At 68.9% G+C, this 26,462-nt stretch carries 23 protein-coding genes and 1 pseudogene; 13 read left to right on the top strand and 11 right to left on the bottom strand.

Annotated features, from left to right (window positions below; all coding sequences use genetic code 11):
- Nucleotides 1-15: 15 nt before the first annotated feature.
- Nucleotides 16-1,524, bottom strand: coding sequence for a cytochrome ubiquinol oxidase subunit I (locus tag ACWEKM_RS30700; RefSeq protein WP_451624524.1), 1,509 nt, complete (start codon nt 1,522-1,524; stop codon nt 16-18).
- 356 nt (nt 1,525-1,880) lie between these two features.
- A complete protein-coding gene (hisC, locus tag ACWEKM_RS30695; RefSeq protein WP_451624523.1) occupies nt 1,881-2,960 on the bottom strand; it encodes a histidinol-phosphate transaminase in 1,080 nt (359 codons plus the stop codon).
- 439 nt (nt 2,961-3,399) lie between these two features.
- Here hisC and ACWEKM_RS30690 point away from each other — a divergent pair, with 439 nt between their 5' ends.
- The 3 genes from ACWEKM_RS30690 (at nt 3,400) to ACWEKM_RS30680 (ending at nt 6,860) form a co-directional block, all read left to right on the top strand.
- On the top strand, nt 3,400-4,512 hold the full coding sequence (locus tag ACWEKM_RS30690; protein ID WP_451624522.1) for a LacI family DNA-binding transcriptional regulator: 1,113 nt from the start codon (nt 3,400-3,402) through the stop codon (nt 4,510-4,512).
- Nucleotides 4,513-4,732: 220 nt separating this feature from the next.
- Entirely contained in the window at nt 4,733-5,809 is a 1,077-nt protein-coding gene (locus tag ACWEKM_RS30685; protein WP_451624521.1) for a metallophosphoesterase, read from the top strand.
- A gap of 181 nt (nt 5,810-5,990) precedes the next feature.
- On the top strand, nt 5,991-6,860 hold the full coding sequence (locus ACWEKM_RS30680; RefSeq protein ID WP_451624520.1) for a hypothetical protein: 870 nt from the start codon (nt 5,991-5,993) through the stop codon (nt 6,858-6,860).
- A 258-nt stretch (nt 6,861-7,118) separates the two neighbouring features.
- Here ACWEKM_RS30680 and thiC read toward each other — a convergent pair whose 3' ends face one another.
- A complete protein-coding gene (gene thiC, locus ACWEKM_RS30675) occupies nt 7,119-8,954 on the bottom strand; it encodes a phosphomethylpyrimidine synthase ThiC (protein WP_451624519.1) in 1,836 nt (611 codons plus the stop codon).
- Nucleotides 8,955-9,195: 241 nt separating this feature from the next.
- Here thiC and ACWEKM_RS30670 point away from each other — a divergent pair, with 241 nt between their 5' ends.
- Entirely contained in the window at nt 9,196-10,677 is a 1,482-nt protein-coding gene (locus ACWEKM_RS30670; protein WP_451624518.1) for a YibE/F family protein, read from the top strand.
- Nucleotides 10,678-10,789: 112 nt separating this feature from the next.
- Here ACWEKM_RS30670 and ACWEKM_RS30665 read toward each other — a convergent pair whose 3' ends face one another.
- The 4 genes from ACWEKM_RS30665 to ACWEKM_RS30650 form a co-directional block, all read right to left on the bottom strand.
- Nucleotides 10,790-11,227 carry an SsgA family sporulation/cell division regulator gene (locus tag ACWEKM_RS30665; protein WP_121889518.1) on the bottom strand — a complete coding sequence of 146 codons (438 nt, stop codon included), beginning with the start codon at nt 11,225-11,227 and terminating at the stop codon, nt 10,790-10,792.
- A 99-nt stretch (nt 11,228-11,326) separates the two neighbouring features.
- Nucleotides 11,327-12,187: an IclR family transcriptional regulator gene (locus tag ACWEKM_RS30660; RefSeq protein WP_451624517.1), complete on the bottom strand. Its 861-nt coding sequence runs from the start codon at nt 12,185-12,187 to the stop codon at nt 11,327-11,329.
- Nucleotides 12,188-12,384: 197 nt separating this feature from the next.
- Nucleotides 12,385-12,597, bottom strand: coding sequence for a DUF5326 family protein (locus ACWEKM_RS30655; RefSeq protein WP_121889517.1), 213 nt, complete (start codon nt 12,595-12,597; stop codon nt 12,385-12,387).
- A 194-nt stretch (nt 12,598-12,791) separates the two neighbouring features.
- Nucleotides 12,792-13,109 carry a cupin domain-containing protein gene (locus tag ACWEKM_RS30650; protein WP_351730800.1) on the bottom strand — a complete coding sequence of 106 codons (318 nt, stop codon included), beginning with the start codon at nt 13,107-13,109 and terminating at the stop codon, nt 12,792-12,794.
- Nucleotides 13,110-13,168: 59 nt separating this feature from the next.
- Between ACWEKM_RS30650 and ACWEKM_RS30645 the strand changes: the two genes are divergently transcribed.
- The 5 genes from ACWEKM_RS30645 to ACWEKM_RS30625 all read left to right on the top strand — a co-directional run bounded on the left by ACWEKM_RS30645 (nt 13,169) and on the right by ACWEKM_RS30625 (nt 17,021).
- Nucleotides 13,169-13,549: a phage holin family protein gene (locus tag ACWEKM_RS30645; RefSeq protein ID WP_451624516.1), complete on the top strand. Its 381-nt coding sequence runs from the start codon at nt 13,169-13,171 to the stop codon at nt 13,547-13,549.
- 7 nt (nt 13,550-13,556) lie between these two features.
- On the top strand, nt 13,557-14,048 hold the full coding sequence (locus ACWEKM_RS30640) for a low molecular weight protein-tyrosine-phosphatase (protein ID WP_451624515.1): 492 nt from the start codon (nt 13,557-13,559) through the stop codon (nt 14,046-14,048).
- Nucleotides 14,045-15,193 (top strand): cystathionine gamma-lyase, encoded by a 1,149-nt coding sequence (locus ACWEKM_RS30635; RefSeq protein WP_451624514.1) that lies wholly within the window; start codon nt 14,045-14,047, stop codon nt 15,191-15,193. Before ACWEKM_RS30640 ends, ACWEKM_RS30635 begins: the two co-directional genes overlap by 4 nt.
- A 353-nt stretch (nt 15,194-15,546) precedes the next feature.
- Nucleotides 15,547-16,452 (top strand): LysR family transcriptional regulator, encoded by a 906-nt coding sequence (locus ACWEKM_RS30630; protein ID WP_451624513.1) that lies wholly within the window; start codon nt 15,547-15,549, stop codon nt 16,450-16,452.
- 86 nt (nt 16,453-16,538) lie between these two features.
- Nucleotides 16,539-17,021, top strand: a complete 483-nt coding sequence (locus ACWEKM_RS30625; RefSeq protein WP_451624512.1) for an NUDIX domain-containing protein — start codon at nt 16,539-16,541, stop codon at nt 17,019-17,021.
- 4 nt (nt 17,022-17,025) lie between these two features.
- Here the strand turns inward: ACWEKM_RS30625 and ACWEKM_RS30620 are convergent, their stop codons facing one another.
- The gene (locus ACWEKM_RS30620; RefSeq protein ID WP_451624511.1) at nt 17,026-18,594 is read right to left on the bottom strand and encodes a globin domain-containing protein; all 1,569 of its coding nucleotides are present in this window, start codon (nt 18,592-18,594) and stop codon (nt 17,026-17,028) included.
- 465 nt (nt 18,595-19,059) lie between these two features.
- Here ACWEKM_RS30620 and ACWEKM_RS30615 point away from each other — a divergent pair, with 465 nt between their 5' ends.
- On the top strand, nt 19,060-19,929 hold the full coding sequence (locus tag ACWEKM_RS30615) for a GNAT family N-acetyltransferase (RefSeq protein WP_451624510.1): 870 nt from the start codon (nt 19,060-19,062) through the stop codon (nt 19,927-19,929).
- A 75-nt stretch (nt 19,930-20,004) separates the two neighbouring features.
- On the opposite strand, the gene ACWEKM_RS30610 is transcribed toward ACWEKM_RS30615, so the two are convergent.
- A complete protein-coding gene (locus ACWEKM_RS30610; protein ID WP_451624509.1) occupies nt 20,005-20,136 on the bottom strand; it encodes a hypothetical protein in 132 nt (43 codons plus the stop codon).
- A gap of 156 nt (nt 20,137-20,292) precedes the next feature.
- On the opposite strand from ACWEKM_RS30610, the pseudogene ACWEKM_RS30605 reads away from it, so the two are divergent.
- Both ACWEKM_RS30605 and ACWEKM_RS30600 read left to right on the top strand, forming a co-directional pair.
- Nucleotides 20,293-20,750: pseudogene (locus tag ACWEKM_RS30605) on the top strand (MarR family winged helix-turn-helix transcriptional regulator).
- A 9-nt stretch (nt 20,751-20,759) separates the two neighbouring features.
- On the top strand, nt 20,760-21,212 hold the full coding sequence (locus tag ACWEKM_RS30600) for an N-acetyltransferase family protein (protein WP_451624508.1): 453 nt from the start codon (nt 20,760-20,762) through the stop codon (nt 21,210-21,212).
- Nucleotides 21,213-21,264: 52 nt separating this feature from the next.
- On the opposite strand, the gene ACWEKM_RS30595 is transcribed toward ACWEKM_RS30600, so the two are convergent.
- Together ACWEKM_RS30595 and dnaB are read right to left on the bottom strand one after the other, a co-directional pair.
- Nucleotides 21,265-22,650: a serine hydrolase domain-containing protein gene (locus ACWEKM_RS30595; protein WP_451624507.1), complete on the bottom strand. Its 1,386-nt coding sequence runs from the start codon at nt 22,648-22,650 to the stop codon at nt 21,265-21,267.
- A 349-nt stretch (nt 22,651-22,999) separates the two neighbouring features.
- Nucleotides 23,000-24,478, bottom strand: coding sequence for a replicative DNA helicase (gene dnaB / locus ACWEKM_RS30590; protein ID WP_451624506.1), 1,479 nt, complete (start codon nt 24,476-24,478; stop codon nt 23,000-23,002).
- A 459-nt stretch (nt 24,479-24,937) separates the two neighbouring features.
- Between dnaB and ACWEKM_RS30585 the strand changes: the two genes are divergently transcribed.
- A complete protein-coding gene (locus ACWEKM_RS30585) occupies nt 24,938-26,275 on the top strand; it encodes an MATE family efflux transporter (RefSeq protein WP_451624505.1) in 1,338 nt (445 codons plus the stop codon).
- The last annotated feature ends 187 nt before the right edge of the window (nt 26,276-26,462 follow it).

Genomic DNA, 26,462 nt, shown 5'->3' with positions numbered 1-26,462 from the left:
TGCAGCTCCCTCGGCCTAGTACGAGAAGGCCATCGGCTTGTCGGCGTCACGGGAGTCGCCGCCGATCTTCGTGGGCGGGTTGAGGTCGGCCTCAGTCAGCTCGGGCGGGCCGGCCTTGATGTACTTCACCAGCAGCTTGACCTCGATGACGGCGAGGACGGCATAGAGCGCGGTGAAGACGATCATCGAGGTGAGAACCTCGGCCTGCGAGACCCCGGGGGAGACCGCGTGCCGCGTCTGCAGGACGCCGTAGACGACCCACGGCTGGCGGCCCATCTCGGTGAAGATCCAGCCCCACGAGTTGGCGATCAGCGGGAAGGCCAGGGTCCAGGTCGCGATGCGCCAGAACCAGGGGGTGAGCTTCGGGCTGAGCGCCTTGTTCTTGAACAGGACCAGATGCGGCACCTCGTCCTCGCCCACCCGCAGATGCTCCGGCAGCATGAACTTCTTGCGGGTCAACCAGAGACCGACGAGGCCGATGGCGAAGGACGCCATGCCGAAGCCGATCATCCAGCGGAACGCCCAGAAGGTGACGGGGATGATGGGCCGGTAGTCGCCCGGACCGTACTTCTCCTGCTCTGCCTTGTTGGTGTCGTTGATGCCGGGGACGTGCGAGGTGAAGTTGTTGTCGGCCAGGAACGACAGCATTCCGGGGACGGACAGCTCGACGGTGTTGTGACCCTTGCTGACGTCTCCGTAGGCGAAGATCGAGAACGGCGCGGAGTCCTGGCCGTCCCACAGGGCCTCGGCAGCGGCCATCTTCATCGGCTGCTGCTTGAACATGACCTTGCCGAGGGTGTCGCCGCTCACCGCGGTGAGCAGGCCGGCGATGACTACGGTGACGAGACCCAGCCGCAGCGAGGTCTTCATCTCGCGCACGTGCTTCTTGCGGGCCAGGTGGAAGGCGGCGAGGCCGACCATGAAGGCGCCGCCGGTCAGGAAGGCCGCCGTGAGGGTGTGGAATGCCTGGCTGAGCGCGGTGTTCTGGGTGAGCACCGCCCAGAAGTCGGTCAGCTCGGCTCGCCCCCGCGCCTTGTCGATCTTGTAGCCGACGGGGTGCTGCATCCACGAGTTGGCGGCGAGGATGAAGTACGCCGACAGGATCGAGCCGATCGAGACCATCCAGATGCAGGCCAGGTGGATCTTCTTGGGCAGCTTGTCCCAGCCGAAGATCCACAGACCGACGAAGGTGGACTCGAAGAAGAACGCGATCAGTGCTTCGAAGGCGAGCGGGGCGCCGAAGATGTCACCGACGAAGCGCGAGTAGTCCGACCAGTTCATGCCGAACTGGAACTCCTGCACGATGCCGGTGACCACACCCATCGCCATGTTGATCAGGAAGAGCTTCCCCCAGAACTTCGTCGCTCTCAGATACTTCTCGTTCTCCGTGCGGACCCAGGCGGTCTGCAGTCCGGCCGTGAGAGCGGCCAGGGAGATCGTCAGGGGGACGAAGAAGAAGTGGTAGACGGTGGTGATACCGAACTGCCAACGCGCCAGGGTCTCCGGCGCCAATGCCAATTCCACGTCGTCAATCTCCTTACATCGCCGCAACAATGCGGCAATTTGCCCGTTTTGCCACACGCGCCAGCGGAGCAACGGGGTCGCGCTTGTGAACGCGTTCACATTCACAAGCAATTATGACGCATGGCCGTTCGACGCCGGAGGGGTGGGGGGTCTCTCAGGCGGACCAACCGGATCCGACGAACATGGACCGAAGGGCCCATGGCGATGCCTACCTGCGGAAATGCACCGGAAGCACCGGAGGCGGGCGAACCACTCCCGACATGGATGTGGCCCGTTTCACGTGAAACGGGCCACATCCGGGGACGTCGCGCCCCGAGGGGCAAGGAGCTGTAGGTCTCCGCTCCTCGGGGGGAGACCTACAGCTCCTTGCGGAACGCTTCGGTCACCTTCAGGAAGATGTCGTTCGCCTCGTTCTCCCCGATCGTCACCCGCACCCCCTCCCCGGGGAACGGCCGGACCACGACCCCGTGCCGCTCACAGGTCTCCGCGAAGCCGTTCGTGCGCTCCCCCAGCCGCAGCCAGACGAAGTTGGCCTGTGTCTCGGCGACGGTCCAGCCCTGGCCACGCAGGGCGTCGACCACCCGTGTCCGCTCGCACACCAGCGAGCCGACCCGGCCGAGCAGTTCGTCCTCGGCACGCAGCGAGGCGACGGCCGCCTCCTGCGCGAGCTGGCTCACCCCGAACGGCACCGCCGTCTTGCGCAGCGCCGCCGCCACCGGCTCATGGGCGATGGCGAAGCCGACCCGCAGCCCGGCGAGGCCGTACGCCTTGGAGAAGGTCCGCAGGACGCAGACGTTCGGCCGCTCTCGGTACAGCTCCACTCCGTCCGGCACCTCGGGGTCGCGGATGAACTCCCGGTATGCCTCGTCGAGCACCACAAGAACGTCGCCGGGCACCCGGTCGAGGAACCGCTCCAGCTCGGCACGCCGCACGACCGTGCCCGTCGGATTGTTGGGATTGCACACGAAGATCAGACGCGTCCGGTCGGTGATCGCGTCGGCCATCGCATCCAGGTCGTGCACCTCGCCCGGAGTGAGCGGCACCTGAACCGACCGGGCCCCGCTGATCTGCGTGACGATCGGGTACGCCTCGAAGGACCGCCAGGCGTAGATGACCTCGTCGCCCGGGCCGCTGGTGGCCTGGAGCAGCTGCTGGGTCACGCCGACGGAGCCGGTGCCGGTGGCCAGATGGGCGAGCGGGACGGCGAACCGTTCCGACAGCTCGTTCATCAGCCCGGTGCACGCCAGGTCCGGGTAGCGGTTGAAGGACGAGGCGGCTGCGGTCACGGACTCCATGACGCCGGGCAGCGGCGGGTACGGGTTCTCGTTCGAGGAGAGCTTGTAGGCGACCGGGCCGCCGGCCGCCGCGGGCTTGCCCGGCTTGTAGGTGGGGACACCCTCCAGCTCAGCGCGCAGCTTGGGCCTCGTCTCGCTCACCGCAGTCCTCCTCGCGACCACCGGCGGACCGTCAACGCCGCCGGCATCCAATGCTCCTCACCTTATGAGGATTCGGCGCCCCTGCGTACCGGTCAGAACGCGCGAGAAGCAATGAGGGGCAAACCTCACAAACCCCACCCGCATCAAGGGCATCACGGTACGAAGAGGCACAAAACAGGGGGCGCGCTGTACATATATCTACGCGCCGGTGGCTCGCGCCCTGGCGCGCGTCCCTCGTGCAGGTGAGTTGAGACCTCTTCGAAACATCGGACACTTGGCAGGCCCATGCGCGTCGACACGTCACGTCCTACCATTGGATCGTTCAACTGACTTTCTTTCTAAGGAAGTTGACCCTTTTTGACCATGCAGAAACGTGCCTGTCAATGCGTGCATATGCGTCCGCACTACTCCACCGCAGGAGCCCTACTATCGGCTCGCCATGACAGCAGTAGGGAAGCACCAGGTGAGCCGCGCGGAAACTTCACGTCGAGGCGGCCGGCCGGGACGGGCGGGCATCAGGGACGTTGCCGCCGCCGCCGGAGTCTCCATCACAACCGTCTCCGATGCCCTGAACGGCAAGGGCAGGCTCCCGGACGCCACCCGCCGTCATGTCCGAGAGGTCGCGGACCGGTTGGGCTACCGCCCGTCGGCCGCGGCACGCACACTCCGCACGGGGAAATCGGGCCTCATCGGCCTGACCGTGACGACGTACGGGGATGAACCTTTCACCTTCACCGAGTTCGCGTACTTCGCCGAGATGGCCCGGGCCGCCACCTCCGCCGCGCTGGCCCGCGGCTACGCGCTGGTGATCCTGCCCGCGACCTCGCGCCACGACGTGTGGTCCAACGTCGCCCTGGACGGCACCGTCGTCATCGACCCCTCCGACCAGGACCCGGTGGTCAGCGAACTGGTCCGGCAGGGTCTTCCGGTCGTCTCCGACGGCCGCCCGGCAGGACCGCTCCCGGTCACCGCCTGGGTCGACAACGACCACGAGGCCGCCGTCCTCGGCATCCTCGACCACCTCGCCGCCGCGGGCGCCCGCCGCATCGGCCTGCTCACCGGGACGACGACGGACACCTACACCCATCTGTCGACCACCGCCTATCTGCACTGGTGCGAGCGCGTCGGCCAGGACCCGGTGTACGAGGCATACCCGGCACACGACCCCTGTGCGGGCGCCGTCGCCGCGGACCGGCTGCTGGCCCGCCCGGACCGACCCGACGCCGTCTACGGCCTGTTCGACCCCAACGGCACCGATCTGCTGGCCGCCGCCCGCCGCTACGGCCTGCGGGTCCCGGACGATCTGCTCCTGGTGTGCTGCAGCGAGTCGACCGTGTACGCGAACACCGAGCCGCCCATCACCACGCTCTCGCTGAAGCCGCGCCGCATCGGCACGGCGGTGGTCCAGCTCCTCATCGACGCCATCGAGGGGGCCGAGTCGGACCGGCCGGTCGAGCAGGTGATACCGACCGAACTGATCGTGCGCACATCGTCCCAGCGGCGGCCACCGCGCACGACGGTCAGCCCGCCCCGGGTACCGGAAGAGAACTAGTGGTCGGGGCCGGCGGCGGGACGCGCCCCGGCCTCCGGTGGTGACAGCAGCGACCAATCGGGGCGAAAGCCGCGACGATCCGCGGTCCCGTTCCGATTCACCACCCCTGGGTCATCACATGGCGCTATCCGCATTCCTATGATGGGCCCACGACACCGCGGACCGTTGCGACCAGGCAGTCCGATCCGGTGCAGCTGCGGCGCGATGGTGGAGGGGTCGGATGACTCAGGGGGCCGGTCAGGGACCCGAAGCGGAACGGACGGCGACGTTGCGTGACTTCCGGGTGCCCGCGTACGTCAACGAAACCGGTCCGTACGCCCCAGGCGCCCACCCCGACGGCACCGCCACGCCCGTCGAGGAGGCATACCCGGAGGGCTACACCCCCACCGAACGCGACCTGCCCGTCATCAACCGCGGCGACACGCTCCAGGTGCCCGTCGAACCGGCGCCCGCCCCGGCCGCGCAGCCCGCGACCGGCCCCGGCGCGCTGTTCGTGGTCGGCGACGTGCACGGGTATCACGACGAACTGGTCGCCGCCCTCCAGCAGAAGGGCCTGATCGACACCGCGGGCCACTGGTGCGCGGGCACCGCCCGCCTCTGGTTCCTGGGCGACTTCACCGACCGCGGCCCCGACGGCATCGGCGTCATCGACCTCGTGATGCGGCTGTCCGCCGAGGCCGCCGCGGCCGGCGGCTACTGCAAGGCCCTCATGGGCAACCACGAACTGCTTCTCCTGGGCGCCAAGCGGTTCGGCGACACCCCCGTCAACTCCGGCGCGGGCACCGCCACCTTCCAGGCCGCCTGGCTCCTCAACGGGGGCCAGAAGACCGACATGGACCGGCTCCAGGACCACCATCTGCAGTGGATGGCCCGCCTCGACGCCGTCGAGGAGGTCGACGGCTATCTGCTCGTGCATTCCGACACCACCGCCTATCTCGACTACGGCGACTCGATCGAGGCCGTCAACGACACCGTCCGCGAGACCCTCACCCGCAATGACGCGGACGAATGCTGGGACCTGTTCCGCAAGTTCACCAAACGCTTCTCCTTCCGCGACGAGGGCGGCGCCGACGCCGTCCGCTCACTGCTCGATACGTACGGCGGCACCCGGATCGTTCACGGCCACAGCCCGATTCCCTATCTGCTCGGGCAAGTCGGCTCCGAGGACGGCGAGGAGGACGCCGGGCCCGTGGTCGACGGCCCGCACGTCTACGCCGACGGGCTCGCCATCGCCATGGACGGCGGAGTGACCATGGCCGGAAAGCTGCTGGTCCAGCAACTTCCCCTGGATAGCTGAGCGTTCCGAGGGCAGGCGCCCCGCCACGACGTCCGCGCAGGCCGACTGCCAATTTCCGGCAACCCCCTGTCACCGCGTACCGTCACGGCTCTACCATCGGCTTATCCGTAGCAGGCTCCCCTCCGTTTCTGCCCGACGGCTCGCCGGCGTGCGAGCCCCAAGCCCTACGGAGCATCGGGGGATGCACATGAACAGCGTTCCGCAGCACCTGCTGAACGAGGACCGCCAGGACTACGAGCGGATCCTCGATGAGGCGCTGCGCTCCGCACCACACCACCCTGACCTGGCCGCTGTCGGACAGCGGCTGAACCCCGAACAGCTGCGCACCATGGCGCTGAATGCCACCACGCTCATCACGGCGGCCGCGGCGACCGAGTACCAGCACTATGTGAAGGTCCGCGAGGAACTGCGCCAACCGGCGCCGTCCACCCCGTCGTCGTCCACCCGGGAATCCGGTTCCATGGATCCGGGCTCGGGCGCGGTGGGGCTCGCCACCACCCTCGGCGAGGCCGCCGAGACCACCGGCGCGGGCGCCGTCGCCGTCATCGCGGTGCTGGCCCCCGTCCTCGCCGGTACCGCCGCGGCGATATTCCTGCTCGTCGGCTACGTCCTGAAGATGCTCGACCCCGAGCCGGCGTTCGCCCGGACCATGCTCACCGCGGGATGGGTGTTCGGCGCGGTGGCCGCGGCCGCGATCCTCGTCGCGGCCGTCGGCCTGCTGCTCACCGCCCTGCGCAACCGTCCCTCGTTGGAGGCCGGACCGTACCCGGCGGCGAACGCGGAGCTGGTCCGGGCCAGGAAAGCCTGGCAGGAGGCCCTGTTGGAACGGGGCGTCCTGCCGTTTCTGCGGGACGCACTGGCGGACCCCGGCACGACGGCGTCCCGTCGTACGCACCCGTCGGCGCCGACCAGCCGCATGCCGCGCCTCGGCTACGGTCGCCCGGGCTTCAGCAGCCCCGAGGAGGGCTCCGCACCGGGCTCACGCCCGAGCTTCAGCAGCCCGGACTACACGAGCCCGGACTTCGGCGGCCCGGACCACCAGCCGGAGTGATCCCGGTTTGCGCCCCCGCGGGGGCGCAAACCGGGTACCCGGCAGGAACCCGTCGGTTCCCGAGACACCCCTACGGCGAGAACACCGCTTTCCGGCCACATTCCTGACGTTGCGACGGTGCCCACGGACGGCGGCCCACAGCGTTTTCCCGTTGCGCGCCCGGCGTTCCTTCGTGCTCGGGGGTTTCCTCGTGCTCGGGGGTTTCCTCGGTGTGCGAGGCACCCCCGTATGCGGCCGTGCGCTCCGCCCTGGGGTGTGTCAGTCGGCGATCGGCAGATACACCCGGTTGCCGCCGGCCGCGAACTCCTTCGACTTCTGGAGCATTCCCTCGGTGATCTCCTCAGGAGAGGCCCCGTCGGCCACATCGCCGCCGAACCGTTCCGTGATGCTGTGACTGATCTTCATCGAGCAGAACCGCGGGCCGCACATGGAGCAGAAGTGGGCCGTCTTGGCCGGTTCGGCCGGGAGCGTCTCGTCATGGAACTCCCGTGCCGTGTCCGGATCCAGGGCGAGGTTGAACTGGTCCTCCCACCGGAACTCGAACCGGGCGTCGGACAGCGCGTCGTCCCACTCCTGCGCACCCGGGTGCCCCTTGGCGAGGTCGGCTGCATGGGCGGCAATCTTGTAGGTGATGACACCGGTCTTGACGTCGTCGCGGTCGGGCAGGCCCAGGTGCTCCTTGGGCGTGACGTAGCAGAGCATCGCCGTACCCCACCAGGCGATCATCGCGGCACCGATGCCAGAGGTGATGTGGTCGTAGGCCGGAGCGACGTCCGTGGTCAGCGGGCCGAGCGTATAGAACGGAGCTTCATCGCAGATCTCCTGCTGAAGGTCGATGTTCTCCTTGATCTTGTGCATCGGGACATGTCCCGGGCCCTCGATCATCGTCTGTACGTGAAAACGCCTCGCGATCCGGTTGAGTTCCCCGAGCGTGCGCAATTCCGCGAACTGGGCCTCGTCGTTGGCGTCCGCGATCGAACCAGGGCGCAGGCCGTCGCCGAGCGAGTACGTGACGTCGTAGGCGGCGAGAATCTCGCACAGCTCCTCGAAGTTCTCGTACAGGAACGACTCCTTGTGGTGCGCGAGGCACCAGGCGGCCATGATCGATCCGCCGCGCGAGACGATGCCGGTCCTGCGGTTCGCGGTCAGCGGAACGTACGGCAGCCGCACGCCCGCGTGGACCGTCATGTAGTCCACGCCCTGCTCGGCCTGCTCGATGACCGTGTCCTTGTAGATATCCCAGGTCAGCTCCTCGGCCCTGCCGTCGACCTTCTCCAGGGCCTGGTACAGCGGTACCGTGCCGATGGGAACGGGGGAGTTGCGCAGCACCCACTCGCGAGTGGTGTGGATGTTGCGGCCGGTGGACAAATCCATGACCGTGTCGGCACCCCAGCGGGTCGCCCAGGTCATCTTCTCGACCTCCTCCTCGATGGAGGACGTCACCGCCGAGTTGCCGATATTGGCGTTGACCTTCACCAGGAACCGCTTGCCGATGATCATCGGCTCGGTCTCCGGATGGTTGACGTTGGCGGGCAACACGGCCCGCCCCGCGGCGATCTCCTCGCGGACCACCTCGGGAGAAACGTTCTCCCTTACCGCCACGAACTCCATCTCCGGAGTGATCTCGCCCCGCCGGGCGCAGGCGAGTTGTGTGACCGCTCCGCCGTCACGGCTCCGGCGCGGCTGCCGCGGGCGGCCCGGGAAGACCGCGTCCAGGTTGCGCAGCCCGCCGCGCGGCGAGGTGTGCTTGATCCCGTCGTCCTCGGGACGGACGGGACGGCCCGCGTACTCCTCCGTGTCGCCACGGGCGATGATCCAGTTCTCCCGCAGCGGCGGCAGGCCCCTGCGGACGTCGGTCTCGACGAGCGGATCGGTGTATGGACCCGAGGTGTCGTAGAGCGTCACCGACCCCCCGTTGGTGAGGTGCACCTGCCGGACCGGCACCCGCAGATCGGGGCGTGATCCCTCGACATACCCCTTGTGCCAGCCGACGGGCTGCCCGGCCCCCGCCCCATCGGTGTCATCGGACCCATCGACGGTTCCGTTCACCGCGTTCTGTGTGGAGGCAGGCGTGCCTACGTCCTTGTTGGTCATGAGACCTACTCCCTACGCCGGCATTACCCGGTAACAGGTTCGGCGGTCGACGCAGCGGTTTCCGTCCATCGGCGTTTCATGTGAAACATCACTCGTTCCACGTGAAACATCGCGAAGACGGAGGTCAGCGCCCTCTCAGCCCGGTGCTCCGAGCTCCCGCGTGTGCAAAGGTGCCTCCACGCTAGCGTCAATTCGGGCGCGGTGAACAGAGGGCCCCTGTCGCTCTTGCGATGATCGGTCGGTGACCACGATGCAGCAGCCTCCCTACCCCCCATCCGAGCCGCCGCGCAGGCACGGCTCCGTACAGGACGGCGGACGCCACGAGGGCCACGGTTCCGGCGACGCCCACGGGCACGGCCAGGGGGCCGGACAGGGGCCCGATGACGGGCACGGGCACGGCCACTCGCACAGTCACAGTCACGGGCCGGCAGCGCCCGTCTCCAAGCATCTACGGAAGGTCATCGCGGCCGTCCTCATCCCGTTCGCCGCTGCGGTCGTCGTCGGGCTCGTGGTGCTCTGGCCCGGTGGCGCCCCACCGCACGAGCGCACCGGGGTCGGCTTCGACCGGCAGACGCAGCAGGCCACGGTCACCCAGGTCGTCGCGGTGAGCTGCAAGTCGGTGAACGCCTCGGGTGACACCCCGACCGGCGACACCTCCACCGCCGAGGGGAACTCCGCACAGCAGCAGGCGACCGGCACCTGCAAGAAGGCCACGGTCCGGGTCGACACCGGTAAGGACAAGGGCCGTACGTTCACGGAGATCGTGCAGCCGGACCAGTCACGGCAGTTGCACCAGGGCGAGAAGGTCGTCGTCGCGTACGAGCCGTCGGCGCCGAAGGACCTGCAGTACTCGGTCACCGACGTGAGCCGGAAACTCCCCCTGGTGCTGCTCGCCGGCATCTTCGCGCTCGCCGTCGTGGTGGTGGGCCGGCTGCGCGGCGTGATGGCACTGGTGGCCCTGGCCATCAGCTTCCTGGTACTGACCCTCTTCATCCTGCCCGCCATCCTCCAGGGCTCGAACCCGCTGGTCGTGGCGGTCGTCGGGTCGAGCGCCATCATGCTGATCGCCCTGTACACCTGTCATGGCCCATCGGCCCGGACCTCGGTGGCGGTGCTCGGCACGCTGGTCTCGCTCCTGCTGATCGGCGTCCTCGGCTCGGGGTTCATCAACTGGGCGGCGCTGACGGGCAACACGGACGACAACACCGGCCTCATCCACGGTCTGTATCCGGCGATCGACATGAGCGGTCTGCTCCTGGCCGGCGTCATCATCGGTTCACTGGGTGTCCTGGACGATGTGACGGTGACGCAGACGTCGGCCGTCTGGGAACTGCACGAGGCCAATCCCTCGATGGGCTGGCGCGGGCTGTACCGGGCGGGCATCCGCATCGGCCGCGACCACATCGCGTCCGTCGTCAACACGCTCGTCCTCGCCTATGCCGGTGCCGCGCTGCCGCTGCTGCTGCTCTTCTCGATCGCGCAGAGCAGCGTCGGCACGGTCGCCAACAGCGAACTGGTGGCGGAGGAGATCGTCCGCACCCTGGTGGGCTCGATCGGCCTGGTCGCCTCGGTGCCCGTCACCACGGCGCTGGCCGCGCTGGTGGTGTCGGCCGACCGGCCGGGGCGGCAGGCCGCGGCGCCGGCGGGGGCGGCGCAACCGGCCGTGGGGACGGCGCAACCGGCCTCGGCGCGCGGTGGACGGGGCAGGCGCCGTAAGCGGTGACCCTCCGCACGGCGGACACGGTGAGCGGAGCGGACGGCCGGAAACGGGCAAGAAGAAGCGTTCCTGCGCAATCCGGTGCGGCGTGGCCGGGCGCGCTGCCCGACGGGACGCCTCAACCGGCACTCTGCTCCTCGGCCAGGATGCGGTCCAGGGCCTCTTCGAGATGGGCGTCGAAGTCGGCGAGCGCCCCCTCCTGGCCCAGCGGCACCAGCTTGTCCGTACGGTCCAGGAACGCCACCAGTGGGGGCGCCGAGGAGCGAAACACGGCCTGGTCGCCGCCCACCTGAAGCCGGATCAGCACCTCGCCCAGGGCCTCGGCATCGGCGGGCGCGATATGCACATCCCCGTCCCCGCACGGTCTGCCCACGCCGTCGATCAGCAGCTCCCGCCCGAAGGCCCAGGTCACCGGGGCGTCCCCGGGCAGATGGAAGGTCAGCCGTACGGCATAGGGATCACAGGTCTCGTACCGCAACTCCACCGGAATGCGGAAGGAGAGCTCCTCGGACACGAGAAAGCTCATCATGACCTCTGCCTGTACGGACTCGCGCATCGCCTACCCCGTCGTGTAACGCCGACCGGCCTGGAATGACCCCATTGGCACTGGTGGCATCTTGCTGAACGTACACAGCAGATCACAAGGAGTGAGTTTTCAGATACTGATAGAGATCGCGAGTGCCCCGAGGTGCCGCCCGATCCCGGCCTGCAATTGCTCCACCGAGGGCAGCAGCCGGTCGGTCTGGTGGGCGGGCAAGGAGATGGCCAGGGTGGCCGCCGTCGTGCCGATCGTGATCGGGATGGCGGCGCAGACCGCGCCCAGCGCGTACTCCTGCCGCTCCACCACCGGTTCCATCCGCCGCATCCGCTCCAGGCGCCGTAGCAGGCTGTGGTCGTCACGCACGGTGTACGGGGTGATGGACTGCACCGGGTAGCGGTCGAGGTGGTCGCGGCGAGCCGCCTCGTCCAACTGGGACAGCAGGCACTGCCCGATCGCGTGGGCGTGCCCGGTCTCGCGGAAGTCGGCCCACTCCTCGACCGCCGGGTTGCCCGGGGTATCGGAGATGTACATGACGTCGATCTCACCCTCGCGGTACACGGCCAGGTACACGGGTGCGCCGATGGAATCGCGCCAGTGCGCCAGTGTGGAGGCCACCGTGCTGCGACGTTTCTGCTTCGCGCCACTGCCACTCAGCCGCACGGCCGACTCACCGAGGAAGAACAGTCCCTTCTCGCGCCGCAGATAGCCCTCGTGCACAAGGGTGCGCAGCAGGTGGTACGCGGTGGGGAGCGCCAGCCCGGTCTCCCGGGCCAGTTGCTTGGCGGGCGCTCCGTACTCGTGTCCGGCGACGCACTCCAGCAGGCGCATCGCGCGCTGCACGGACCCGATGAGGGTCGCGGAGTGCGGCTGCTGCGGGACCGCCGCGGCGGGCGGCCGCTGCACGGGAGGCGCGGCCGGGGGTGCCGGGAAGGGAGACGTGTGCGTTTCCGCGGGTGCGGTGTCAACCGTGGCCAAGGGGCACTCCCGAAGCGCGAGGGGCAGCCCGTGCGGGGGAACACGGGTGGGGGCCTACACCGCCCGGAAGGGCTGGACCCCGCGTGGAGTTCCGGACTCTAACCGTCGGCCACGGCTCTGGGGGCGGCCTGCCCGGAAACTTCCCTCGCCCGAGGGAACCGGTGATTCCTGTTACCGTCTCCGGTCTGCCACGGTGCTCACCAGTCGCCGCGCGACGAGGAGCTCGATGTGAACTTACGCACCACGTAGATGAGCCCGCCGACCAGCGCCACGAAGATCAGCGCCTTGAACAGCAGACCGATCACGAAGCCGACCACGGTCGCGATCAGCCCGCCGAACACGACCAGGGCGATGACCGGCACCGCGATCCACTTCACCCACCACGGCAGTCCCGCGAAGATCTCTCGCATTGCCCTCGTCCTTCTCTGCGTTCCCAAGCGTTCCCGAACACGCTCGAACGTGCCCGGTGGTTCCGACGCCTGTCGATGGTGCCGATGGTCGTCGATGTCCTGCCTTCGATGCTAGGGCCGCGAGGTGCCCCCGTGGGGGCCCGGCGCCCCTTGTCCGCCCCTGACCGTTCCCCTAGGGATCCGTGGGGCCGAGGTCACGCCTCGGGCGGAGAGAAGACCACCAGGACCCGCAGATCCTCGCTGATGTGATGGAACTTGTGGGCCACCCCGGCCGGCACGTACACCACGCTGCCGCGCGCGACCTGCGTCGTCTCCGTCCCGACGGTGATGGAGGCACGGCCGCTCACGACGAAGTACACCTCGTCCTGACGGTGCGGCTGCTGGGGGTCGTGCTCGCCCGCATTGAGCGCGTACAGACCGACCGACATGTTCCGTTCACGTAGAAACTGCAGGTAGGCGCCCTCGTTGGCGGCGCGTTCCGCCTCCAGTTCGTCCAGCCGGAATGCCTTCATCGCCCTTGCCGCCCTCGCCCCACTGCTCGTCGCCGATCTCGTCTGCCACGATCAGACACATGAAGAATTTCGTAGTCAAGACGATCGCCAATGCCGGTGCCCTGGCCGTCGCCGTGTGGCTGCTCGACAAGATCACCCTGACAGGTGACAGCACCGCCAAGAAGGTCGGCACGCTGATCGTCGTCGCCCTGATCTTCGGCCTGGTGAACTTCCTGGTCAAGCCGATCGTGCGGGTGCTGACCTTCCCGCTGTTCGTCCTGACGCTCGGCCTGATCACCCTGGTGGTCAATGCGCTGATGCTGCTGCTGACCTCATGGCTGTGCGACAAGTTCCATCTGAGCTTCCATGTGGAGGGGTTCTGGACCGCGGTCCTCGGCGGCCTGATCATCTCGATCGTCTCCTGGGCGCTGAACCTCGTCCTGCCCGACGGCAAGGACTGATCCTGCGATGGCCTACCGCGTCTGCTTCGTCTGCACCGGCAACATCTGCCGCTCCCCGATGGCCGCATCCGTCTTCCGCGCCCGCACGGCGGAGGCGGAACTCGCGGACCTGGTCGAGGTCGACAGCGCCGGTACCGGCGGCTGGCACGAGGGCGAAGGCGCCGATCCGCGCACCGTCGCCGTCCTGGAGGAGCACGGTTATGACATCGACCACACGGCGCGGCGGTTCGAGCCGTCGCGGTTTCCCCGGCTCGACCTCGTGATCGCCCTCGACTCCGGACACCTCAAGGCCCTGCGTCGCATGGCACCCACCCAGGAGGACGCGCACAAGGTGCGGCTGCTGCGCTCGTACGACCCCGATGCCGGGGACGACCTCGACGTGCCCGACCCGTACTACGGGGGGCCGGACGGCTTCGCGGAGTGCCTTGAGATGGTGGAGGCGGCGAGCAGGGGGCTGCTCGCCGCCGTACGCGAGCATCTGGAGGGACGGGCCGCATGAGCGACACCACTCAGGGCGACGGTCGGCCCGGCGACGGCACACGCGCGGTCCGCGCCGGACTGCCCGAACCCGTCAAGCACGAGCCGGCGCTGCCCGGACCGGTCTTCGCCGCCCATTTCCACCTGCCGGGCGAGGTCACGGGTCCCTACTCCTACGGCCGTGACGACAACCCGACCTGGACGCTGCTGGAGCGCGCCGTCAGCGAGCTGGAGGCGCCCGGGCTGGACGATGTCGAGACGCTCGTGTTCGCCTCCGGCATGGCGGCCATCTCGTCGGTGCTCTTCTCCCAACTGCGAGCCGGGGACACGGTTGTGCTGCCGTCCGACGGCTACCAGGTGCTGCCGCTGGTGCGCGCCCAGCTGGAGGCGTACGGCATCGAGGTGCGCACCGCGCCGACCCCCGGCGACGCCCAGCTCGACGTGCTGGACGGAGCGAAGCTGCTGTGGATCGAGACGCCGTCGAACCCCGGGCTCGACGTGTGCGACATCCGCCGCCTGGCGAAGGCGGCACACGCGCGTGGCGCCCTGGTCGCGGTCGACAACACCCTGGCCACGCCGCTGGGGCAGCGCCCGCTGGAGCTGGGCGCGGATTTCTCGGTGGCCAGCGGCACCAAGCAGCTCACCGGCCACGGAGACCTGCTTCTCGGCTATGTCGTCGGGCGCGATCCCGAGGCCATGGCCGCCGTGCGCCGCTGGCGCAAGATCGTCGGGGCGATCTCGGGGCCCATGGAGGCATGGCTCGCGCACCGTTCCATCGCCACGCTCCAACTGCGCGTGGACCGGCAGGATGCCACCGCGCTCACCGTGGCCCGGGCGCTGCGGGAGCGGCCCGAGGTGACCGGGCTGCGCTATCCGGGGCTGCCCGACGACCCCGCGCACAAGGTCGCCTCGCAGCAGATGCGGCGTTACGGGTCCGTGGTCTCCTTCACGCTGCCCACGCGCGCGCGTGCCGAGCGTTTCCTTGAGGCGCTGCGGCTCGTCGAGGACGCGACGAGTTTCGGCGGGGTCCGGTCCACGGCCGAACGCCGTGGCCGCTGGGGCGGAGACCCGGTCCCGGAGGGCTTCATCCGGCTGTCGGTCGGCGCCGAGGATCCGCAGGACCTGCTGGCGGATCTGCTGCGCGCGCTGGACGAGTCGGCTACGTGACCGGATGACGGACTCCGGACGTCCCCGGACCGGGTTCGGCCACGCACGACGTCCGGTCGCACAAGGGGTTTTCACATGAGGCGTCTCGCATAAGGCGTTGGGTCACATGAGGCGTCCGGCCGTGCACGGTGTCGGGTCACACATGGCGTTCCGGTCACGTACGACGGGCGGTCCGAGCCTCCCCCCTCGTGGCTCGGACCGCCATGCGGTTCCGCGCGAAGAACCGTGCTAACAAGGCTAGTTGACTCTGTGTCAGTGTCCAATCACAGTAGCGACAGGGACCTATCGACTTATTTATAGTTGGGCCCTGCCCGGGGGACGGCGGGAGGGGCGGGGAAAGGGGAGGGCGTGCCATGGATCTGGCCTTGCTGCGCACCTTCGTCACTGTGCACCGGGCCGGCTCCTTCACCCGCGCCGCCGCCCTGCTGGGTCTGTCCCAGCCGGCGGTCACCTCCCAGATCCGGACCCTGGAGCGACAGCTGGGCCGTCCGCTGTTCCTGCGGCAGGCCCGCGGGGTGACCCCGACGACCATCGGCGACGAACTCGCCCACAAGGCCGCCCCGCATCTCGACGCCTTGGTGGAGATCACCGAGACTGGCCTGGACGACGAGTCGTCCCTGCGCACCCTGCATCTAGCCGGCCCACCCGAGTTCACCGCCGAACGCGCGCTCCCGGCGCTCACGGCACTCACCGGCGAGGACGGGCAGGGATTCGCCCTCCGGGCCTCCTTCGGCAACGCCGAGGAGACCCTGGAGGGGCTGGCCGCCGGACATCACGATCTGGCCATCGGCACGGCCCGTCCCCGCGGCGCCCTGCTCACGGCGACTCCGCTGTGCGACGAGGAGCATGTGCTGGTCGCCGCCCCGCGCTGGGCCGAGGAGATCGATTCGCAGCAGTTACGCGGCAAGGGGGCGCCCGCCCTGGAGAACCTGCCAGTCGTCGAGGTCCACGAGTCGCTGCCCTTCGTCTCCCGGTACTGGGCCTCCGTCTTCGACTCCCGCCCGGTCGCCTCGGGCACCGTGATCGTTCCCGATCTCCGGGCGGTCCTCGCGTGTGCGACGGCGGGCGCGGGCCTGGCCGTCCTGCCCCGCTATCTGTGCGCTTTCGCCCTCGGCCGGGGCGAGGTGGTCGCGCTGCACGAGCCCCCGGTGCCGCCGCTGCGGACGTACTTCCTGGTGGTGCGCACCGGCACCCTCGCCGTGCCGCACATCGCACGGGCGCACGAGTGGCTCCAGCGAGCGGCCACGGGCTGGGGCTGAGCAGCCCTCGACCGGGTCACAGCGTGCGGTCGGACCGTGACGCTTTGCGATGTTTCACGTGGAACCAGCCGGGCCACATTTCCTCCATGACCGTCCGACCCGTGGTCAAGCGCACCGCCCGCGCCGTCCTCCTGGACGGCGATGACCTGATCCTGATCAAGCGCACCAAGCCCGGAGTCGATCCCTACTGGGTCACCCCCGGTGGCGGGGTCGAGCCGAAGGACACGACCGTCGTCGACGCCCTGCACCGCGAGGTGTACGAGGAACTCGGCGCCAAGATCACCGATGTGGTGCCCTGCTTCGTGGACACCGTGGAGCACATCGGCGAGGACGGCGGCGCGACCGGCGTGAAGGTGCAGCACTTCTTCGTCTGCCGACTGGAGTCCATGGACCCGGGGCTGCGCCACGGCCCCGAAGTGGACGAGCCCATGGGCGAGTACGAGATCGTGCGAGTGCCGTTCACCCGCGTCGGCATCGCCTCCGTCCATCTCGTGCCGCTGTCGCTGCGGCACTATCTGGACGGCAATATCGAGGGTGTAATCGCCATGCACGCCCCCGATCTCGGCTAACCGTTCAGTCCTCGACGGCGACGAGTTCCTCGAACGAGTCGTGCCGTATGCGCTCCGACGGGATACCGGCGTTCCGCAGCATGGTGACCCCGCTGCGGATCATCCCGGGTGGCCCCGAGAGATAGGCGTCGTATTCGTTCCAGGGGCCGTACTCCCGGATGGCATCGGGGAGCTGGAGATGCGCCTGCTGGTCGATGACCGCCCGGACCGAGAGCCAGGGGTGGGCCTGCTGGAGCCGGAGCATCGTGTCGATGTCGTACAGGTCGTGGTCGGTGCGGGCGCCGTAGAACACCTCGACCGGGCGGCGCTCGCCGTGCTCGGCGACATCCTCGACGAGCGCCTTGATGGGCGCTATGCCCGTGCCGCCGCCGAGACAGAGCAGACCGCTGTCGATGGTGTGGTCGACGGTCATCGAACCGGCCGGCGGGCCGAGGCGGAGGGTGTCGCCGGGGCGGGCACGGTGCACCAGGGCGTTTGAGACCCAGCCCGCGGGGACGGCCTTCACATGGAAGGTCAGCAGCCCGTCCGAACGGGGTGCGGAGGCGAAGGAGTAGTGCCGCCAGATCCGCGGCCACCAGGGGGTCTCCAGGCTGGTGTACTGCCCGGCGAGGAAGGGGTAGGGCTGGTCCGGACGGGCGGTGACGACCGCCACGTCGGGCGTCCTGAGTTCATGGCTGACGATCTCCGCGTGCCACCAGGCCGGAGTCCGCAGCTCGTCCATGGCCGCCGCGTCGATCATCACCTGCGAGATCATCGTGTACGCCCGCACCCATGCCGCCTCCGTCTCCCCGTCCCAGACGACGGAGGCGTACTTGCTCAGCGCCCCGATGAGGCATTCACCGACGGCCGGGTAGTGCTCGGCCCGGGTGCCGTACTTGCGGTGCCCCCGGCCCAGATTCTGCAGATAGTCGACGAGGACGGGGGTGTTGTCGATGTGCTCGGCCGCGATCAGCAGCGCCTTCAGCAGCCGGTCCCGCTGGGTGTCCATCGCGGGCGGGAACAGCGGCCGCAGATCGGGATGGCGCACGAAGAGGAGCGCATAGAAGTACGAGGTGACCTTGTCGGCGACGGGGTCGACCTCGGCCATGGTGCGACGGATGAGAAGGGCGTCCGGGGATGCTTGCGGGGAGACGGGCGCGGAGCGCTGCGCGGGCACACGCTGTTCACGTTGCGGCGGGTCGGACGGAGTGGCCGACGCCTCGGGGGGCGCGGGATCGGGCCCCGGTATACGCTCCGCAGGCTCCGGGGTTTCGACCATGGCGGGCGACGAGCCGGGGGTCGCAGGGCTTACGGACGACGGGCCGGAGGCCGACGAACCGGAGGGCGACGGGCCGGCGGCCGATGGGCCGGAGGGCGAACGGCCGGTGGCAGGAGCGGCGGGGGCGGTCACGGAGGTGGGCTCGCGGCTGTCTGGCGTACGTCGGCCCACCGGTCGCAGTACCGACGGGCGGCGGCCCGTCGGCGGCTCCTGATCGCCGTCCGGCGGCGCGACCGGCGGGATTCTGCGGGGCGTGAACCAGCCGCCCTCGCCGGAAGTGCCGTTGTCCGCCGACATGGTGGTCGGAGCGTCCATGGTGTGCCTCGCCTCGAACATCTTTCGGTCGGTCCGCGCACTTCCTCGATCGGGAGGTGCCTGCCTTCCCCGCGGACGGCTTGCTTTCTCCGCTTCGTCCCGGCGGCCGGTGAGGCCACCACGGCGTCCCGTTCCGAGCGGTCTGAACCCCACCCCGGACATGAACCGGAGTCGACCATACCGGCAGCCGCCGTGCACACAAGTCCCCCCTTCCTCCCTCACGAATCAAACAACGGGCGAACCATGGATTCCCTCAATTACCGGGCGCGCCAGACCAATTCATAGGCATCCCCCCGATCCCGCCCGCCGCCGGAGGGCATACGTGGTCTGTCCGGATCCCGCTCCCGGTTTCACGTGAAACACCCCAATCGACGCTTACGTCGACCACCGCGCCCTGTCCAAAAGAACGTGTGTCTACCCGAAACAGGTAGACGTCAGGGGTGCTGTTCGGACAGCCTGACCTGCGTGCCAACACCTTCCCTCGCCTCTTTGCCCATCCGTCGCCTGACGCCTCGCGATCTCAGCGCCTGCGCCGACTTGTCAGAGGATCGGGGGTGGCCTCGCGAGGAACACAAGTGGGGCTTCCTCCTCACGGCAGGAAGGGGGCACGGCATCGACGACCCCGACGGTGGTCTCGTCGCCGCCTGCGTCGTCACGGAGTACGGCCCCCAGGACCGCCCCGACCTGGCTGCCATCGGTATGGTCCTGGTCGCCGAGCGGCACGCCCGCCAAGGTGTGGGGCGTCGGCTGGTGCGCCACGTCGTATCGACGATGGGGACCACAGCCCTGACGCTGTATGCGACGCCGTACGGCCGCCCGCTGTACGAGGAGCTGGGCTTCAAGGTCACCGGTCACGCGGAGATGGTGCGCGGGCGCTTCAGCCCTACGGGCTCGGAATCCCGGGTGGTGACCCGTGCGGCCACCGCCGAGGACCTCGCCTCGATCGTCCGGCTCGACGAAAAGGTGTTCGGTGCCGATCGCACCCCCGTCATCACGCGGCTGCCCGCCTTCGCCGACCGGCTGTGCGTCGCCGAGGACAAAAACGGTCGGGTCATCGGGTACGCGGCCGCCTGGCCCAATATGAACACCCATGTCGTCGGTCCGCTGATCGCCCGCGACACGGAGACCGCGAAGGCCCTGATCGCCGCGCTCGCCGCCCACACCGACCGCCCCCTGCGGACCGACATCGACGTACGGCACGAGGAACTGCTGGCCTGGGTGAAGGAACACGGGCTGGCTTCCGCGGCCTGCAACGCGGTGATGACGTACGGCAGTACGGAGTTGCCCGGAGACTGGACCCGGCGGTTCGCCCCCCTCACTGTGGCGGCGGGCTGAGCAACGGTCCTCGACGCCGAACGCCGGCTTCCGCTGTGCCGCGGGAGCCGACGTCGGCGATGACGGGAGGCGCGCTCAGGCGAGCGCCTGCACGACAGTGAAGGCGAAGCCGTGGTCCTGCCCGGGCTCACCGCCGCCCACGAAGGCAGCGACAGAGGACGGAAACAGGTTCCCCGCGATGAACAGGCCCATCAGCAGCATCAGCATCCGCTGTGCGGGCCCTTGGTGCCGAGCGCGGCCATCAGCGGGGCACCGGGCGCGTAGGCCGGGACAGTGGTTGCGGGCGCGGACTATACGCAAGCGCAGGCAATTGAGAGGTTGTCCTATCCTGGTCCGAGCCGCTCCGGGACGGAGGAAACGCTCATGACAGCGACCGACCCTCACTCGCCGCCCTCGCCCAGGGCTGGTGCGCCTTCTCCCGGCTGCACGGGAGGATCGAGGCGCACATCGAGCGCGCCTTGCAGGCAGGGCACGGCCTGAGCGTGCGCGAGTACTCGCTGCTCGACGTGCTGAGCCGACAGCACGACGGCGACGGGGGCCATCTGCAGATGAAGCAGGTCGCCGATGCGGTGGTCCTGAGCCAGAGCGCCACCACCCGGCTGGTCACCCGGCTTGAGGACCGCGGACTGCTGGAGCGCTATCTGTGCCCGACCGACCGCCGGGGTATCTACATGAATGTCACCGAGGCGGGACTCACCCTGCTCACGAAAGCACGGCCGACCCATGACGCCGCCCTGCGCGAGACCCTGGACGAGGCGGCCGGCAACCCCGAACTGGCCCCGCTCGTACGGGTCGTGGAGTCACTGAACGTGCCCGCATAGGGTTCAGGTATGGCAGATCTCGACATACGCGCCGCCGTCGCCGACGACATCCCCGCCATCGTCGGCATGCTCGCCGATGACCCGGTAGGGGCTCAGCGGGAGTCCCCGGACGATCCCACCCCGTATCTGGCCGCGCTGGAGCGGCTCAACGCCGACCCGAACCAGCACCTGGTCGTCGCCGTGCAGGAGGGCCGCGTCGTCGGCACGCTCCAGCTCACGATCATTCCAGGACTGTCACGGCGCGGTGCCACCCGGTCGAACATCGAGGCCGTACGCATCCACGCCGACGCACGCGGCAGCGGTCTGGGCACGCAGCTCATCGAGTGGGCGATCGAGGAATCCCGGCGCCAGAACTGTCAGCTGGTGCAGCTGACCTCCGACAACAGGCGCACCGATGCGCATCGCTTCTACGAGCGGCTCGGATTCGCCGCCTCGCACACGGGTTTCAAGCGTCAGCTCTGACCCACCGAGGTGGCCTGTTTCACGTGAAACAGGCCACCTCGCACAAGGTCGGCTAGCCGATCCCTTGCCACCCCTCCGGATCCACCCCGCCGGGCACAGCCGCGCCGTCCTCGTACGGCTGCCGCGTGAACACGAACGAGCCAAGGTCGAGATGGCTCACTGACCCGTCCGGACGCCGTACGGCCCGCAGAAGCTCGCCGTGGTAGTAGCCCTCCAGTCCGGTCCAGGTGCCGTCACCGTTGGCTCGGAAGCGCGAACTGCGGCCGTTGCCGGACAGCGGCCCCAGTGAGACGCGCCCATCGGCCGTCACTCGCAGGCCGTAGGCATGTGTGCCCCAGTACCACTGCCCAGCCAACTCCAGTACGGACGGATCGACTTCACGCAACGGCCGCCATGGCTCGGGGATCCTCGGTTCGGCCTCGGCCACGATCCGCACGAGATCGTCGCCCACCGTGCCGAGCAGCGGTCCGGAGGTGCAGTTGGCCAGCACCACGGCGGCCACATCGTCCGTGACGCTGATGGTGAGGCTGGCCAGGAAGCCCGGAAGGGACCCGGTGTGCCCCACCAGCAGCCGGTTGTGGTGGTGCTGGATCTGCATGCCGAGACCGTAGGTGACGCCGTCCATGACATCGGCCACCTCGGCCGGTGCAGCAGGCGTCCGCATCTCACGCACGGTGTCCGCGCTCAGCACCCGGTCGTTCCCCTTGGCCAGAAAGACCGTGAACCGCGCCAGATCGCCGGTGGTGGACCACAGTTGACCGGCCGGTGCCATCCGGGCGAGATCCTCGGCCGGCTCGGGCAGCAGGGCATCTGCCCAGGGGTGGACGGCCCAGCCGCCCGCGTGCGGTGCCCGGGGCTCGGCGCTGGTCCGGTCGAGGCCCAGAGGTGCGAGCACCTCCTGGCGGAGCACCTCTTCCCAGGGGGCGCCGCGCATCTCCTCCACCAGGGCGCCGAGCAGCGTGTAGCCGGGGTTCGAGTAGTGGTGCAGTCGGCCCACCGGATGCACGAGGGGCTCTTCACCGAGTACATCGCTCAGCTCGGGGCGCAGCGAGCCGGGGGTCCGCTCCCACCAGGGAGCCGGCGACTCGGCCGCCAACCCACCCGTGTGCGCGAGCAGTTCGGCGATGGTGGCCTCCCCCGCGCCGGTGCCCGGCAGATGCTTCTCCAGCGGGTCGCCCAGGTCGAGCGCTCCCTCGTCACGCAGCCGCAGCACAAGTACGGCCGTGAACGTCTTGGTGATGGACCCGATCCGGTACTGCACGTTCTCGTCCGGCGCATGCCCGTCCATCGAGCTCCGGGACCCGTGCCACACGGTCCGCCCGTCCCGCACGACCGCCGCCACCAGCGAGGGCGCCCGCCCCTCGGCCTGCGCCACGGCGATCCGGTGCAGCAACGCCCGCCGCGTGGCCGGCAGTAGATCTTCTGGAGATGTCGTCATGCCCCCAGTCCATCCGCTACAGGCACACACGTCGAGTCATTTCACGGCGCCCGTGGCTCATGCGGCAGGCCGCCTGTAAGACCTCGCCCCTACTGACGCACGGTCCTGCCCTACTACGGCCCGCGGTGACATGGTCTTCGCTGCCCGGCGCGGCCGGTCTGTCATCCCAGCATTGAACTGGCACAAGCACTTCGAAATGCACTATGCACTGCGATCACACCGACGTCAGGGGAGCGCTGCTGAGCCAGGTTGAAGAGGTAGGCGCGTTCGTCGGAGACCAGGCGCAGCGCCTGGGCCGACGCCTCCACCACGTCCGCCGAGGGCCGCAGCCTGCGGCCCTGTAGCCGGGTCAGGTCTGAGCCATGTCCACGAAGCGCGAGTAGTGGCCCTGGAAGGCGACCGTGATGGTCGCCGTGGGGCCGTTTCGGTGCTTGGCGACGATCAGGTCCGCCTCGCCGGCACGGGGTGACTCCTTCTCGTACGCGTCCTCGCGATGCAGCAGGATGACCATGTCGGCGTCCTGCTCGATGGAGCCGGACTCACGCAGGTCGGAGACCATCGGCTTCTTGTCGGTGCGCTGCTCGGGGCCGCGGTTGAGCTGGGAGAGCGCGATGACGGGAAGCTCCAGCTCCTTGGCGAGCAGCTTGAGGTTACGGGACATGTCCGAGACCTCCTGCTGACGGCTCTCGGCCCGCTTGGAGCCACCGGACTGCATCAGCTGGAGGTAGTCGATGACGACCAGCCTGAGATCGCTGCGCTGCTTCAGCCGACGGCACTTGGCGCGAATCTCCATCATCGACAGGTTCGGGGAGTCGTCGATGTAGAGGGGGGCGGCCGAGACGTCCGGCATCCGACGGGCCAGCCGGGTCCAGTCCTCGTCGGTCATCGTCCCGGACCGCATGTGGTGCAGGGCGACGCGCGCCTCGGCGGACAGCAGACGCATCGCGATCTCGTTGCGTCCCATTTCGAGCGAGAAGATCACACTCGGCAGGTTGTTCTTGATCGAGGCGGCCCGTGCGAAGTCCAGCGCCAGCGTCGACTTGCCCATGGCGGGTCGCGCCGCGATGACGATCATCTGGCCCGGATGCAGACCGTTCGTCAGGGAGTCGAAGTCCGTGAACCCAGTGGGCACTCCCGTCATCTCGCCGCTGCGCGAGCCGATCGCCTCGATCTCGTCGAGGGCGCCCTCCATGATGTCGCCGAGCGGCAGATAGTCCTCGCTGGTGCGCTGCTCGGTGACCGCGTAGATCTCGGCCTGGGCCTGGTTGACGATCTCGTCGACGTCACCGTCGGCCGCGTATCCCATCTGGGTGATACGGGTGCCGGCCTCGACCAGCCGGCGCAGCACCGCCCGCTCATGGACGATCTCCGCGTAGTACTCGGCGTTCGCCGCCGTCGGCACGGTCTGGACGAGGGTGTGCAGATACGACGCGCCGCCGACCTTGTTGATCTCGCCGCGCTTGGTCAGTTCCGCGGCGATCGTGATGGGGTCAGCCGGCTCGCCCTTCGCATAGACGTCGAGGATCGCCTGATAGATCGTCTCGTGCGCGGGCTTGTAGAAGTCATGTCCCTTGAGGACCTCGACGACGTCGGCGATGGCGTCCTTGGACAACAACATGCCGCCGAGGACGGACTGCTCGGCGCCGAGATCCTGCGGCGGCACCCGCTCGAACGACGAGCCGGCGCCGTCCCAGCCGCCGCTCTCCCGGCCCCGTTCATGCTGCTCGTCCCGGCTCGGGCCGCCGTCGCCGCGACGGCGGGAGGCAGGCAGACGATCGCTGGGTCCGCTGTCGGCCCACGGGTCGTCCAAGGGCTCGGAAATGCTCACCGAGCCACCTCCTCCCGTCCGCCGTGCGGACCTCGCCGTGCCCCTCATTTCTACGGCACGGCACTGACAAATAGGACGCCCAACTCCGGTTCTGCCGGGTCGGTTCTGTGACGGTTCCGAGGTCGGTGTGGCGAGCGGGCGCCGGACCACGTTAGGCCCCTCGGCACCGTCAGCCAATCTGGTTATCCACAGGCCATGTGGACGACGGCCCCGATGCTGTGGAGAACCTGGCAAAACCTGTGCACAACGCGGTGGACAGCCCTGTGAACAAGCCCCCACCTCCCTCGCGAAAGCCTCGCTGAACTGCGGTTTTCCCATCCACCGGCTGTGCAGAAGAAAAACTTCCCCGGTCGGACCAAGATCGGCTCGAACTGTGTACGAGAGCACACTCAGCGCGATTCGAAGTAAGGACCAGAAAGGGTTTGCATCTCTTACCTGTGGATGATTAGATTTGCGCCCATGCCACAGGCTCCCCCGATACCCAGGGCCACCCGTCGACAGCACGACCGAGAGATCGTCGCACTGGCCGTCCCGGCCTTCGGCGCACTGATCGCCGAGCCTCTGTTCGTGATGGCGGACAGTGCGATCGTCGGCCATCTGGGCACGGCCCAGCTCGCCGGCCTCGGCGTCGCCTCAGCCCTCCTGACGACCTCCGTGAGCATCTTCGTCTTCCTCGCCTACGCCACCACGGCGGCGGTGGCTCGAAGGGTCGGCGCGGGCGACCTCCAGGCCGCCATCCGTCAGGGCATGGACGGCATCTGGCTGGCACTGCTGCTCGGACTCGCCGTCATCGCCGTCGTCCTGCCGCTGGCGCCGACCATCGTGGACCTCTTCGGCGCCTCGGCCACCGCGGCACCATATGCGACGACCTACCTCCGCATCTCCTCCCTCGGCATCCCGGCCATGCTGGTCGTACTCGCCGCCACCGGTGTCCTGCGCGGACTCCAGGACACAAGGACCCCGCTCTACGTCGCCCTGGCGGGCTTCATCACCAACGCGGCGCTCAACGCCGGACTCGTCTACGGCGCCGGGCTCGGCATCGCCGGATCCGCCTGGGGCACCGTCATCGCCCAGTGCGGGATGGCAGCGGTCTATCTCGTCGTGGTCGTCCGGGGCGCGCGCAAGCATGGCACACCGCTGCGGCCCGATGCCGCCGGCATCAGAGCCTCCGCACAAGCCGGAGTCCCATTGCTCGTCCGTACGCTCTCGCTGCGGGCGATTCTCATGATTGCCACCGCCGTCGCCGCCCGCCTGGGGGACGCCGACATCGCCGCCCACCAGATCGTCCTGTCGCTCTGGAGCCTGTTGGCCTTCGTCCTCGACGCCATAGCAATCGCCGGCCAGGCCATCATCGGTCGCTACCTGGGCGCGGACGATCCGCAAGGAGCCCGCCAGGCATGCCGCCGCATGGTGCAGTGGGGCGCAGCGGTCGGCATGGCCCTGGGACTACTGGTGATCGTGGCACGCCCGCTCCTTCTGCCTCTGTTCACCGGTGACTCCGTCGTCCGGACCGCCGCGTTGCCCGCGCTGCTCGTCGTGGCGCTGTCCCAGCCGGTCTGCGGAGTCGTCTTCGTTCTGGACGGCGTTCTGATGGGGGCGGGGGACGGCCCCTATCTCGCCGGGGCCATGGTGCTCACTCTCACGGTCTTCGCCCCCGTCGCCCTACTCGTCCCCGAACTCGGCGGTGGGCTCACCGCAATCTGGGGCGCCATGACGCTGATGATGACGGTGCGGATGCTGACGCTCTGGCTGCGTTCCCGGTCGGGCCGCTGGATCGTCACGGGCGCCACCCGCTGACCGTTTCACGTGAAACACCGGGGGTGGCCGTGTTTCACGTGAAACGCGTTCGCCCCACCGTCCATCGACCATGTGAGACCACACGGAAGGGGCCGCACCCAGGGGTGCGGGGCCGGGCGTGACGGCTGAAGCCGCGCCCGGCGATCAGGCCGCGACGACCGCGCAGTTGTACTTGGCGGCCACCTCG

Source organism: Streptomyces sp. NPDC004752 (genome assembly GCF_053601275.1).
The sequence above is the reverse complement of the archived record's forward strand: the minus strand, read 5'-3'. Positions and strand labels throughout refer to the sequence as shown.